Here is a 12,659-nt window from a genome sequence, read left to right on the forward strand (position 1 = left end):
AATGGTGACTTTTTATAAAAATTTACGCTCAATCAATTATCATCAATAGGGAATAAATATCTTTCAAAATAACTTGAATGTTGGCCACTTGAACCAAAAAATTGGCTTAGTGCTAATTTATCAAAGTTATTTTTGAAAACAGATGATGCTTTAAAATCTTCATAAGCAGTTCTACTTTCAAACCCAAAGTAAATCTTATAAGTTAAACCTTGTTCAGGTTTTAAGAAGCGGTAACTTCTAAAACCAGCAAACTGTTTAAAATCAGTAGTGACTGTTTCTAATCTTTTTTCTAGTTGATAAGCATGATCTTCTGATGTAGGTATAAATATGACTGAATAAAAATAATTTTCATTTAAATCTCCTTCAGCCTTAAGTACATCATAGACTAAAGGTTGTTTTAATACTGATGTTTGGTCTGTCTCTTCTAAAATCACGGAAGAATCAGACGCTGAAAACTGTAATAAGTTATGGTCAGGATTATTTAACCTAATCTGGTTTAAGTAACCAAACGTCCCATATGATGCATAAATTTTCATAAGATTGTCCCCCTTGCTTGGTATGTGAAAGTATAATAACTATTTCACTTTACTATAAAAATATCTAGCTTTTCAAATAAATATAAAATAGGCTTTGATAACATTATAATTGATTTCTATTATAAAACAATAGTCAAATGATTTAGCCAAGAAAAGAAGACTGTTTGTCATTTTTATGACATTTTAGAACATTAAAATACGTTCAATAAAGCATTATGGTATTATAGACGAGAATAATTATAATCTAGGAGGATTACAGGGTGCATAATAAAAATAATACGATCCTAAATATGATACAAGGCGAGTCAGTTTCGCACACACCAGTATGGTTTATGCGACAAGCTGGTAGATCTCAGCCAGAATATAGAAAATTAAAAGAAAAATATTCATTATTTGAAATTACGCATCAACCGGAATTGTGTGCCTATGTAACACATCTGCCAGTGGATAATTACAATACAGATGCAGCAGTTCTTTATAAAGATATCATGACGCCTTTGCAGCCAATAGGGGTAGATGTAGAAATTAAATCTGGTATCGGTCCAGTTATACACAATCCGATTAAAAATATACAGGATGTTGAAAAACTAGGCCATATTGATCCTAAGCGAGATGTCCCTTATGTGTTGGATACGATTAAATTATTAACTAATGAAAAATTAAATGTACCACTTATTGGGTTTACTGGTGCACCTTTTACTCTCGCCAGTTATATGATTGAAGGGGGCCCTTCAAAAATTATAATTTTACGAAGGCGATGATGTATAGTGATGAAGCTACATGGTTTGCATTGATGGATCATTTAGTTGAAATGTCAATCACTTATACATCTGCGCAAATTGAAGCTGGTGCACAAATCATTCAAGTATTTGATTCTTGGGTAGGTGCGTTGAATGTTCAAGACTATCGCTACTATATTAAACCTGCGATGAATAAATTGATAAGAGGAATAAAAGCGCAGTATAATGTACCTGTTATTCTATTTGGTGTTGGTGCTAGTCATTTAGCAGAAGAATGGAATTCATTGCCTATCGATGTACTTGGTTTAGATTGGAGATTGTCTATTAAAGAAGCAAATTCAATGGATATAACGAAGACACTGCAAGGTAATTTAGATCCATCGCTATTATTAGCACCATGGGAGGTAATTGAACAAAGGCTGAAAGAAATATTAGACCAAGGTATGGTGCATGGTAAACACATTTTCAATTTAGGCCATGGTGTATTCCCAGAGGTTAAGCCCGAAACATTACAACGTGTAACTACGTTTGTACATGAATACACTGAAAGATAGTAAGACATAAATTTTGACTATCAAGAATTACAAATAATTATGTCATATACATCTAAAAATTATTATACAAGAGGATGATTTTAAAATGACAAAAACAATAGGCCTATTAGTTATGGCTTATGGAACGCCATATAAAGAAAGTGATATAGAAGCTTATTATACAGATATTAGACATGGTAAAAAACCATCAGAAGCGGAATTGCAAGATTTGAAAGATAGATATCAATTTATCGGTGGTTTATCTCCATTAGCAGGCACTACAAATAGACAAGCAGAGTCACTTCGTGATGAGTTGAATCAAGCCTATGATGATGTGGAATTCAAACTATATGTTGGTTTGAAACATATTCATCCATTTATTGAAGATGCTGTAAAATCGATGTATGAAGATGGTATTGAAGAAGCAGTAACAGTTGTGTTAGCACCGCACTATTCAAGCTTTTCAGTTGGATCATATAATACACGTGCAGAAAAAGAAGCAGATAAATATGGTATTACGTTTACTCATGTTGAACATTATTACCAACAACCTAAGTTTATTCAATATTGGACTGAGAAAATTAATGAAACGTTATCTGATATACCAGAAGATGAGCATGAAGATACAGTACTCATTGTTTCGGCACATAGTTTGCCAAAAGGATTAATTGAGAAAAATAACGACCCTTATCCAAATGAACTACATGAAACAGCACAATTATTAAGCAGACATTCAGACATTATTAATGTCGCTGAAGGTTGGCAATCTGAAGGGAATACAGGTACACCGTGGTTAGGACCAGATGTTCAAGATTTAACTAGAGCATTACACAGTGAACATAAGTATAAACACTTTATTTACACACCAGTCGGTTTTGTCTGCGAACATTTAGAAGTACTTTACGATAACGATTATGAATGTAAAGTAATTTGTGATGAATTGGGAGTCAATTATTATCGTCCTAAAATGCCCGACACAGATCCTCTGTTTATCGGAGCAATTGTTGACGAGATAAAAAATGTTTATTAAAGGAAGCGTGACTTATTTTGACTAAGCATATTGCTATTATCGGAGCTGGTATTACAGGTCTATCAAGTGCATATTTTATAAAAAAACAACGACCGGATATTGATGTAACCATATATGAAGCTACAAATCGAACAGGTGGTAAAATTCAAACCTATAGAAAAGATGGTTATACGATTGAATTAGGGCCAGAATCATATCTAGGACGTAAACAAATTATGACAGATATTGCAAAAGATATTGGTTTAGAAGATGAACTAATTACAAATCAAACTGGACAATCCTATATCTATGCGAAAAATAAATTATTTCCCATTCCTGGAGGCTCTATATTAGGTGTTCCAACAGATATTAAGCCCTTTTTAAAAACGAAATTGATTTCACCGCAAGGAAAGTTACGCGCAGGTTTAGATTTATTTAAAAAGCCAATTCAAATGGAGCATGATATATCTGTAGGGGCATTCTTTCGAGAACGACTTGGAGACGAGGTATTAGAAAATTTAATTGAACCTTTAATGGGCGGCATCTATGGTACGAACATAGATGATTTAAGTTTAATGTCAACATTTCCTGAATTTAAAGAAAGAGAAGCGCAGTTTGGTAGTTTAATTAAAGGTATGAGATATGAAAAGGGACAACGCCAGAAACAACACCAATTATATCCTGGAGCGCCAAAAGGTCAATTTAGACAATTTAGACACGGTCTTACGTCTTTTATTGAAAAATTAACTGACTTCGTCATAAAACAAGGCGTGCAAATCCATTATAATACACCTATAGAAGATATTATTGTTTCACAAACGAATTATGAAGTTAAAACTGCTAGTGACACACATGTATATGATAGCGTACTTGTTACAACACCACATCAAACATTTATGAAATGGTTTGGAAATGATCCAGCGTTTGATTACTTCAAAAATATGGCATCTACAACCGTTGCAACGGTTGTATTAGCTTTTGATGAACAGCATATTGAAAATACTTATAATGGTACTGGCTTCGTAATAGCTAGAACGAGTCAAACTGATATTACGGCATGTACCTGGACGAGCAAAAAATGGCCATTCACTACTCCAGATGGTAAAGTGTTGATACGTGCTTATGTAGGTAAACCTGGAGATACTGTTGTTGATGATCACACGGATGATGAACTTGTGGATATTGTGAAACGAGATTTGAATCAAATGATGACATTTAAGGGGGCCCCGGATTTCAGTATTGTGAGCAGGTTACCAAACAGTATGCCACAATATCATGTTAATCACATGGAGCATATAAATGCGATACAATCACATATCAAACATAATTATCCAAGATTACGAATAACAGGTGCTTCTTTTGAAGCGGTTGGTTTGCCAGATTGTATATTACAAGGTGAAAAAGCAGTATCTGAATTATTAAGCGAATTGTAGCATGATTAACTAAGATACTTTGAGTTTAATTTATAATTGAGCGAAGTAAAAAGAGCGAGGGTACGAAATCAAATGAAACTGCGATTTCAAACTCACTCTTTTTTTTATTTATATCATTTATCTTGCTTTGAGATTTATGAGATACTATAAAAACGAAGCATAAGATATTATTATTTTGGTGGGGGATATATATGACAGATATTATTATAGTACATTCTAAACAAGGAGACTCGAGAAATCACTGGTATGAATGGTTAGCAGATAATCTTACCTTAGAAGGTTATAATGTGACGTTATGTAATATACCAGTCGATGAAAATGATGAAATTGAGAATTGGCTAGCTAAGATGAAAAGTCAGATACATATAACGCACTATGAAACATTTTTTGTAACGCATGGCTTTGGTACTTTAGCATCTTTAAAATTTATAGAACAAGCAGACATTGATCATATCCAAGGTCTTTTCAGTATTTCAGGTTTTATGGAAGATGCGAAAGCATTTTTAGAAAATGATGAAGGCAAAGTGTTACACATAGATTATGATAATGTTAAACAAAAAGTTGATGCTTTTTATGGATTATGTGCAAAAAATGATTCGTATATATCACATGAGGAAACAAAAAGGTTGATGGATACTTTAGATGGCACTTGTAAAGTAACAGAATTTGGTGGCCATTTTATGGAAGATGATGGTTTTACAACTTTCACACGACTACAAAGTAAGATGCAGGGAATTATGAGTAAGTAAAAAGATATTTTCAACCGAATTGAAAAAATAAGATCATGGTGTTTGTTAAGTGATTATTTCAAATGCCATGATACTCATATATGTTATGAGGCAATCAAAATTTGTATAAATAAGGAACAAAAAATAAAATATTATTGTTATATTCCGTTTTTACACAAAATATTTTTTGGAACCCATTGACTATCATGCGAAAAGTTTATATACTGATAAAGTCTTAAGTGATACGTGATGTGTAAACATTAATTGTCGCATTTTACTTTTAATTTTTAATTAAGCAAATGTTAATTAGTTTTAAAAAATTATTGACATTAAGTAAATAATTATGGTATATTAATTGGGTAGGCGTCATTAATAATATTATCGCGGGATGGAGCAGTTCGGTAGCTCGTCGGGCTCATAACCCGAAGGTCGGTGGTTCAAATCCGCCTCCCGCAATTTTTAAATAGGTCCCGTAGTGTAGCGGTTAACACGCCTGCCTGTCACGCAGGAGATCGTGGGTTCGAATCCCATCGGGACCGCCATTTTATTATGGTTCAGTAGCTCAGTTGGTAGAGCAATGGATTGAAGCTCCATGTGTCGGCAGTTCGACTCTGTCCTGAACCATTTTTTTAGTTTAAACTTTGGCGGTTGTGGCGAAGTGGTTAACGCATCGGATTGTGGTTCCGACATTCGTGGGTTCGATTCCCATCATCCGCCCCATAATCGTTAAAGTGCGGGTGTAGTTTAATGGCAAAACCTCAGCCTTCCAAGCTGATGTTGTGGGTTCGATTCCCATCACCCGCTCCATTCTAATTATTCCACAGTAGCTCAGTGGTAGAGCTATCGGCTGTTAACCGATCGGTCGTAGGTTCGAGTCCTACCTGTGGAGCCATTATGGCCCCGTGGTCAAGCGGTTAAGACACCGCCCTTTCACGGCGGTAACACGGGTTCGAGTCCCGTCGGGGTCATACAAACAGAAGTGAATTATCGCTTCTGTTTTTTTATATGGAGAGTTGTCCGAGTTGGCCGAAGGAGCACGCCTGGAAAGTGTGTAGGCGCCACAAGCGTCTCGAGGGTTCGAATCCCTCACTCTCCGCTATTTCGATATACCTCGTTATACTTCGTTTACTAAAACGTTGATATAACGGGGGTTTTTATATTTCGATATGTTTTATTTGTAATTGAGCGGAAATTACGTGAATTGGTTAAAATACGTGTTTCTCAAATCAATGGCTGCGCATTCTGTATTGGTATGCATACTGCAGATGCGAGGAAAATGAAAGTTTCAGAAGAAGAGATTTATTTATTAAATGCATGGAATGATACAAATATTTATTCTGAAAAAGCTAAATTAGCATTTAAATTAGCAGAAGCAATTACGCATATTTCTAAAAATGGCGTTCCAGACAGTTTATATAATGAGGTACGTACTGTATATTCAGAAGAGGAGTATACAGATCTTGTACTAATTATAAATCAAATTAATATGTGGAATAGACTTTCCATTTCTATGGGTAATCAGTATCATATATAGTGTATTTTAAGCTTAAAAGCATTCAACCATCACATTGAATGCTTTTTTATTTTGGGTGTAGTTATTGTATCGTTTAAATTTTATATTGTTATTGTCTAGCAGAAAAGTATTGGTTTTTGCATAGTTTATCGGCATACTTATTATCGATGCATACACACTGCTAAATAACCCGAAACACGTTATAATAAGTAGTGAGATGGAGGAATGACACAGTGGATTTTTGGTTGAAACAGCAAGCGAAACAAAATGGAGAATGTGTATTTGTTGATGATGGCGAACACCAAATAACATTTGAATCTATGTATGATGATGCTTCAAAACTTGCATGGTCATTACAACAGTTGAACAGAAAGAGAATAGGCTTTTATATAGATAATACAATAGAGGCTGTATTGCTAGTTAATGCAGCATGGATTGCAGGTATAGAAATTGCCATGGTAAATACTCGTTTAACTAAGCATGAAATGATAGCACAAATGGACTCTATTAATGTAGATACCGTCATTGCAATGAACGAGCTTGAATTAGAACATGTTCGTGTTTTGAAATTTGATGAATTACAAGCAATTAACAATAATAAAAAATTTGAAGGTTCATTTTCGCTAGAACGTATAGCATCGATAATGTTCACATCAGGTACAACAGGTCCGCAAAAAGCAGTACCCCAAACATTCAATAATCATTTAGCGAGTGCGGTTGGTTGTAAAGAGAGTTTGGGTTTTGATAAGCAGACCAAGTGGCTATCGGTATTACCTATATATCATATTTCTGGATTAAGTGTTGTGTTACGTGCCTTAATTGAAGGATTCACTTTGAGAATCGCATCTAAATTTGATACAGATAAAATGCTTGATATTATAAAGAATGAGGCGCCAACACATGTTTCGTTAGTACCCCAAACATTAAAATGGTTAATGGATGGAGGTTTGCATCAACCATTTTATATTGAGAAAATTTTACTGGGTGGTGCAAAATTATCACGCAGTTTAATCACACAAGCTTTAGAATATCATTTGCCTATATATAATTCCTTTGGTATGACCGAGACGTGTTCACAATTTTTAACAGCGACGCCTGACATGCTTTTGCATCGTTTTGATACCGTAGGGAAACCAAGTAATGATGTTCAAATAAAAATAAAAGACCCAAATGAAGCAGGTCACGGTGAGTTGTTAATAAAAGGTGCTAATGTGATGGATGGTTATCTTTATCCTAAAAATAAACGGGATACATTTGAAAATGGATATTTTAAAACGGGTGACATAGCGAAGATAGATGAAGCAGGTTACGTGATGATATATGATCGTCGTAAAGATTTAATTATTAGTGGTGGTGAAAATATCTACCCGTACCAAATTGAAACTGTGGCCAAACTACATCCAAATATTGAAGATGCGATGTGTATAGGCGTTGAAGATGAAACATGGGGAGCAGTGCCATATCTATATTATGTTGCAAATGAAGTTATAACAGAAGCACACTTAACTACATTTTTTGAAAAAAAGTTGGCAAAATTTAAAATTCCTAAGCAATTTCAACGTGTACCTACATTACCATATACATCTACTGGTAAGCTTCAAAGAACGCGTTTATAGTCTTAACAAAGGAGAATATATGAAAATAGTTGATATGCATTTGTATGATTACCAGGCTGAATTTAAGGCACCTGTGATTACACCTAAAATAAAAATGGATACACGGCGAGCCTTATTTATTGAATTGATAACTGATAAAGGACAATCATATTTTGGAGAATGTAACGCTTTTGAAACGAATTGGTACGCGAATGAAACAATAAGCGATGTTATACGTGTTTCAAAATTATGGTTTAATCAACACCAACTGCAGTCATTTGATACATTTTCTGAAGTACAAAACGCATTAAATCACTTATCAAATTATCCAGCAACACGCAGTATGATTGTGATGGCTTGCTATCAAATGTTCTATGACTTAAATGCTTTTAAAGTTCCTTATGGGGCAACTATAAATGGTATGACCCCCAAAACTTATCACCAATTGGTTCAAACGCAACCACAGCGTGTTAAGATTAAATGGAATAAGAACATTATAGATGACGTTGAAAATGTTGCGAAACTTTCTTTTCAACCAAAAATTGTAATTGATGCAAACGAAAGCTTAACTAAAGCAGATTGTGATAAATTATCAATACTTCATAAATACCAATTATCGTATGTTGAAGAACCTTTTAGTTCGCTGGAGCTTTTAAGTCATTTTGAGAAAAATGAATTTCCTCCCATTGCGATTGATGAAAAAGCAAAATCTGAACAATCCATTTTACAGGCTATTAACGAGTATGGTATTGATATCGTAGTTCTAAAACCGTTTAGGTTAGGTGGAATTGATAAGGTGATGGATTTGATAAAAATACTCAAAGCAAAAGATATAAAAATAGTTGTTGGCGGTATGTATGAATATGGATTAAGTAGATATTTTACAGCGATGTTAGCACAATTTGCGGATTTTCCAAGTGATATTACGCCAGAAGGTTATTACTATGATTCTGACGTAATTAATAAAGCGGGTGAATTAAAAGGAGGCTCAATATATTTTGAGCCTCCAAAAGTGAATAGCAAGATATTGAATCATATTTGCTAGTGATTTTTATTATTATGGTCTTTTTTCTTTAGAGGAACTGGATCGAAACCACCCTTATGGAGTGGATGACACTTTGAAATCCTTTTCACACCTAACCAGGTACCTTTAAAAGCGCCATATACGTGTATAGCTTCTCGTGTGTATTCTGAACAAGTTGGATAAAAACGACAAGTTGCAGGGGTTAATGGTGATATAAAACGTTGATATATACGGATAAGTCCTAGAAATATAGTTTTCATAATTTTGCCTCCAACAAAAATCTTAGCATAGATAGTTTAACATAATAAGTGGAAGAGTGATGTATGTGAAGTTTAAAGATAGAGAAAATGACGATGTGTTCTTAACATTTAAAAATGCTGACGAAGATGCAGATGGCAATCATGTACTTATAATTCCAAAGTACAAGGATCAATTGTTATTCACTAATCATAAAATCCGTGGTATTGAGTTTCCAGGTGGTAAAAAAGAAAAAGGTGAATCGAGTGAGAATGCTGCAGTACGTGAACTGTTAGAAGAAACTGGGGCAACCATCAAACATTGTGAGTATATAGCTCAGTATAAAGTTGAGCGACAAAGTGGACTGAGCTTTACTAAAGATGTGTTTATGGTAGATATTGAGGAAATGATTCAGCAATCTGATTATTTTGAAACAGAGGGACCTGTATTATATAAATCATTATCAGAAATTCCTGAAGCTGAAAAAAGTTATTTATTGAAAGATGCAGCAATATTACATTGTTTAGAAAGAGTGATTGACCTTGGATTTTATTAATAAAAAAAGGATGCCAGTTGAATCTAAATATCATATATTCGATGAAGTAACTTATAAAGTAGAGGATTTACACGTTAGAGGACTGTTGATGACACCTCGCGAAAATGTGAGAAGAATTGTTATATATTTACGAGGTGGTAAAGGTCAGGTAGGCAAGGTGAGAACGAGTAGATTAATGCAATTTGCTGATAAACATACATTGGTTTTTGGTCCTTATTATAGAGGTAATAACGGTAGTGAAGGAAAAGATGAATTTTATGGTTCTGATTTAAATGATGTTACTGAGGCGATTCGAATATTACATCAAATATATCCGGACATTGCTATTCATATGATTGGATTTTCAAGAGGCGGCCTTCAAGGTCTATTAACATTTCAAAATTTACCAGTTTCTAGTTATATCATTTGGGGTGGTGTTTCAGACATAAATCTAATGTATGAGGAACGTATTGATTTAAGAGGGATGCTTAAACGTATGGTTGGGCATCCAAAAAAGGACGCAGAAGCTTATCAACAACGTAATGCCATTAGTCAAATTACTGAGACAAGTCCTCCTATATTAATTGTACATGGAGGGAAGGATAAGCAAGTAGGTATTCATAATGCTTATTATTTAGCAGAACAATTAGACAAAATTGGCGCGACATATCGCACGTATTATCAAATGTCTGAAGGTCATGTTCCTAAGCCTTTCGCCTTGAAAGATACGCTAGAGGCAATTAAACAATGGATGAAGGATGTTGAGCAAGATACTTTGAAAGAACAATATAACAATAATAAATAGTTTAATATCATTTTACAATTTGAACTGTTATATCTTATTGAAGTTATTAGTACGTGATTAAATAAAAAAGGTGTCACAATGCATTGTGACACCTTATCTGTATTATTTAAATCCACCAGTCGACGCTAATGTTTCTACATCTTTACCGAATTTTTCAAAATTATTTTTAAAACGATTGATTAAATCTTGAGCTTGTTCTCTATATGCTTCTGGCTTACTCCAAGCATTGATAGGATTAAGTAGTGTTTGGGGCACATCTTCTACCTCGACAGGAATATCTAAGCCAAACATATCATCTTTAATGTATTCAGCATCTTTTAATCTACCTGTTATGGCTTGATTTACCATTTGTCTCGTATAATTCAAGCTGATACGACGTCCTACACCGTATTTACCACCAGTCCAACCTGTATTCACTAAATAGACGTCAACGCCTTGTTTATCGATAAGATTACCTAATAAATCAGCATAGACTTTTGCGTTTAACGGCAAGAATGGCGAACCGAAACAAGTGGAGAATGAAGGTTCTGGCTCAGTAATACCACGCTCCGTACCTGCTAATTTCGCAGTAAAACCACTTAAGAAATGGTACATTGCTTGATCTTTAGATAATTTTGAAATAGGAGGTAATACCCCGAATGCATCCGCTGTTAAAAATATAATTGTATTAGGATGTGCTGCTTTAGATGGTGTTACGATATTATCTATGTGATTAATTGGGTATGCGGCTCTAGTATTTTCTGTATATCGATTGTCATCAAAATCAACATCGCCTTCTTCGTCGACAACTACATTTTCTAGGATTGTACCGTATTTAATAGCATCATAAATCTGTGGTTCTTTTTTATGAGAGAGATTAATTGCTTTTGCGTAACAGCCGCCTTCTATATTGAAGATACCATTATCATTCCAACCATGCTCATCATCACCAATAAGTTTGCGAGTAGGGTCAGCAGAAAGTGTTGTCTTTCCAGTACCAGATAAGCCAAAGAATAAAGCAACGTCACCTTTTTCACCAACATTAGCTGAACAGTGCATACTCATAATGTTATCTTTTGGTAGTAAGTAGTTCATTACGGAGAAAATACCTTTTTTCATTTCGCCAGCATATTCGGTACCGCCAATTAAAATCACTTTGTGCTTAAATGATGTGATGATAAAGGTTTCTGAATTTGTGCCATCTATTTCTGGGTTTGCTTTAAAATGTGGTGCAGAAACAATAGTGAAGTCTGCTTTAATATCTTCAGCTTCTTCTTTTGTATCGGGGCGAATAAACATGTTCTGTGCAAATAAATTATGCCAAGCTATTTCATTCACTACTGTAAGCTTTAATTGTGAATCTTTATCGCTGCCAGCATAACCATTAAATACATATAGTTCTTCTCTTTTATCAAGATAGTTTAATACCTTATCATACAAGTTTAAAAAAGTTTCTTCTTCAATAGGTTGGTTAATATTGCCCCAATCAATGTCATCTCTATAAGATGGCTCAGTTACAATAAACTTATCTTTTGGAGAACGTCCCGTATATTTTCCGGTTTTGGCATTAATTGCGCCTAATTCTGTTAGTTCACCCTCATTATTATCTAAAATCTTGTTATACAACTGTGTTGTAGATAATTGAAATAATGAAGATGATTTGTCTAAAATGCTTTCAATTTTACTAGTATAAGTGTATGTATCTACCGCCATACTTAATCCCTCCACGCTATTTAGTTAATGTAAGCCTTTACAATTACAGAGTATAACACATATGTATTAATAGTCCACATCAATTTCAAAGGAATTTTAAATAAATATTAATAAATGTAAAATTGACATTATATCTTAGATTAGGTACTATATAAATTAACGGATTCTCTTATCCTGAGTGGCGGAGGGACATGGACCCAATGAAGCCCAGCAACCTCTTCTTATATAGAAGAAAGGTGCCAAACCGTTTGCAGACAAATAGCGTCTGAACGATAAGAG

General features: G+C 34.2%; 10 protein-coding genes, 8 tRNA genes, 2 pseudogenes and 1 riboswitch. Of the genes and pseudogenes, 17 read left to right on the forward strand and 3 right to left on the reverse strand.

What is annotated here, in order from left to right; all coding sequences use genetic code 11:
- Window positions 1-32 precede the first annotated feature (32 nt).
- On the reverse strand, window positions 33-536 hold the full coding sequence (locus tag BTJ66_RS00605; protein WP_099089071.1) for an antibiotic biosynthesis monooxygenase: 504 nt from the start codon (window positions 534-536) through the stop codon (window positions 33-35).
- A 290-nt stretch (window positions 537-826) separates the two neighbouring features.
- Here BTJ66_RS00605 and hemE point away from each other — a divergent pair.
- From hemE to menC, 15 genes and pseudogenes are all read left to right on the forward strand, one after another.
- Window positions 827-1,830 (forward strand): annotated as a pseudogene (gene hemE / locus BTJ66_RS00610) (uroporphyrinogen decarboxylase).
- 85 nt (window positions 1,831-1,915) lie between these two features.
- Window positions 1,916-2,839 (forward strand): ferrochelatase, encoded by a 924-nt coding sequence (gene hemH, locus BTJ66_RS00615; protein ID WP_099089072.1) that lies wholly within the window; start codon window positions 1,916-1,918, stop codon window positions 2,837-2,839.
- A gap of 17 nt (window positions 2,840-2,856) precedes the next feature.
- Window positions 2,857-4,251 carry a protoporphyrinogen oxidase gene (hemY, locus tag BTJ66_RS00620; protein ID WP_099089073.1) on the forward strand — a complete coding sequence of 465 codons (1,395 nt, stop codon included), beginning with the start codon at window positions 2,857-2,859 and terminating at the stop codon, window positions 4,249-4,251.
- 191 nt (window positions 4,252-4,442) lie between these two features.
- Window positions 4,443-5,000: an RBBP9/YdeN family alpha/beta hydrolase gene (locus tag BTJ66_RS00625; RefSeq protein ID WP_099089074.1), complete on the forward strand. Its 558-nt coding sequence runs from the start codon at window positions 4,443-4,445 to the stop codon at window positions 4,998-5,000.
- A 361-nt stretch (window positions 5,001-5,361) separates the two neighbouring features.
- Window positions 5,362-5,435, forward strand: a tRNA-Met gene (locus BTJ66_RS00630).
- A gap of 10 nt (window positions 5,436-5,445) precedes the next feature.
- Window positions 5,446-5,521, forward strand: a tRNA-Asp gene (locus BTJ66_RS00635).
- 9 nt (window positions 5,522-5,530) lie between these two features.
- Window positions 5,531-5,603 (forward strand) — tRNA-Phe (locus BTJ66_RS00640).
- A gap of 20 nt (window positions 5,604-5,623) precedes the next feature.
- A tRNA-His gene (locus BTJ66_RS00645) sits at window positions 5,624-5,699 on the forward strand.
- Between the two features lie 13 nt (window positions 5,700-5,712).
- Window positions 5,713-5,786 (forward strand) — tRNA-Gly (locus BTJ66_RS00650).
- Window positions 5,787-5,796: 10 nt separating this feature from the next.
- A tRNA-Asn gene (locus BTJ66_RS00655) sits at window positions 5,797-5,871 on the forward strand.
- Between the two features lie 4 nt (window positions 5,872-5,875).
- Window positions 5,876-5,947 (forward strand) — tRNA-Glu (locus tag BTJ66_RS00660).
- A 39-nt stretch (window positions 5,948-5,986) separates the two neighbouring features.
- A tRNA-Ser gene (locus BTJ66_RS00665) sits at window positions 5,987-6,075 on the forward strand.
- Window positions 6,076-6,159: 84 nt separating this feature from the next.
- A pseudogene (locus tag BTJ66_RS00670) lies at window positions 6,160-6,513 on the forward strand (carboxymuconolactone decarboxylase family protein); the annotation flags it as partial.
- 212 nt (window positions 6,514-6,725) lie between these two features.
- Window positions 6,726-8,108 carry an o-succinylbenzoate--CoA ligase gene (gene menE, locus BTJ66_RS00675; RefSeq protein ID WP_099089076.1) on the forward strand — a complete coding sequence of 461 codons (1,383 nt, stop codon included), beginning with the start codon at window positions 6,726-6,728 and terminating at the stop codon, window positions 8,106-8,108.
- A 19-nt stretch (window positions 8,109-8,127) separates the two neighbouring features.
- On the forward strand, window positions 8,128-9,132 hold the full coding sequence (gene menC, locus BTJ66_RS00680; RefSeq protein WP_099089077.1) for an o-succinylbenzoate synthase: 1,005 nt from the start codon (window positions 8,128-8,130) through the stop codon (window positions 9,130-9,132).
- Here menC and yidD read toward each other — a convergent pair.
- Complete coding sequence (yidD, locus tag BTJ66_RS00685) at window positions 9,129-9,374, reverse strand: membrane protein insertion efficiency factor YidD (RefSeq protein ID WP_193433005.1); 246 nt, start codon at window positions 9,372-9,374, stop codon at window positions 9,129-9,131. The genes menC and yidD overlap by 4 nt on opposite strands.
- Window positions 9,375-9,430: 56 nt before the next feature.
- On the opposite strand from yidD, the gene ytkD reads away from it, so the two are divergent.
- Window positions 9,431-9,904 (forward strand): RNA deprotection pyrophosphohydrolase, encoded by a 474-nt coding sequence (gene ytkD / locus BTJ66_RS00690; RefSeq protein WP_099089079.1) that lies wholly within the window; start codon window positions 9,431-9,433, stop codon window positions 9,902-9,904.
- Complete coding sequence (locus BTJ66_RS00695) at window positions 9,891-10,688, forward strand: alpha/beta hydrolase family protein (RefSeq protein WP_193433003.1); 798 nt, start codon at window positions 9,891-9,893, stop codon at window positions 10,686-10,688. The genes ytkD and BTJ66_RS00695 overlap by 14 nt, the downstream gene beginning before the upstream one ends.
- Window positions 10,689-10,790: 102 nt before the next feature.
- Here BTJ66_RS00695 and pckA read toward each other — a convergent pair whose 3' ends face one another.
- A complete protein-coding gene (gene pckA / locus BTJ66_RS00700; RefSeq protein WP_099089080.1) occupies window positions 10,791-12,380 on the reverse strand; it encodes a phosphoenolpyruvate carboxykinase (ATP) in 1,590 nt (529 codons plus the stop codon).
- Between the two features lie 166 nt (window positions 12,381-12,546).
- Window positions 12,547-12,659, forward strand: a riboswitch (SAM riboswitch).

It is taken from the genome of Staphylococcus edaphicus (genome assembly GCF_002614725.1).
In the GTDB taxonomy this organism is placed as follows: domain Bacteria; phylum Bacillota; class Bacilli; order Staphylococcales; family Staphylococcaceae; genus Staphylococcus; species Staphylococcus edaphicus.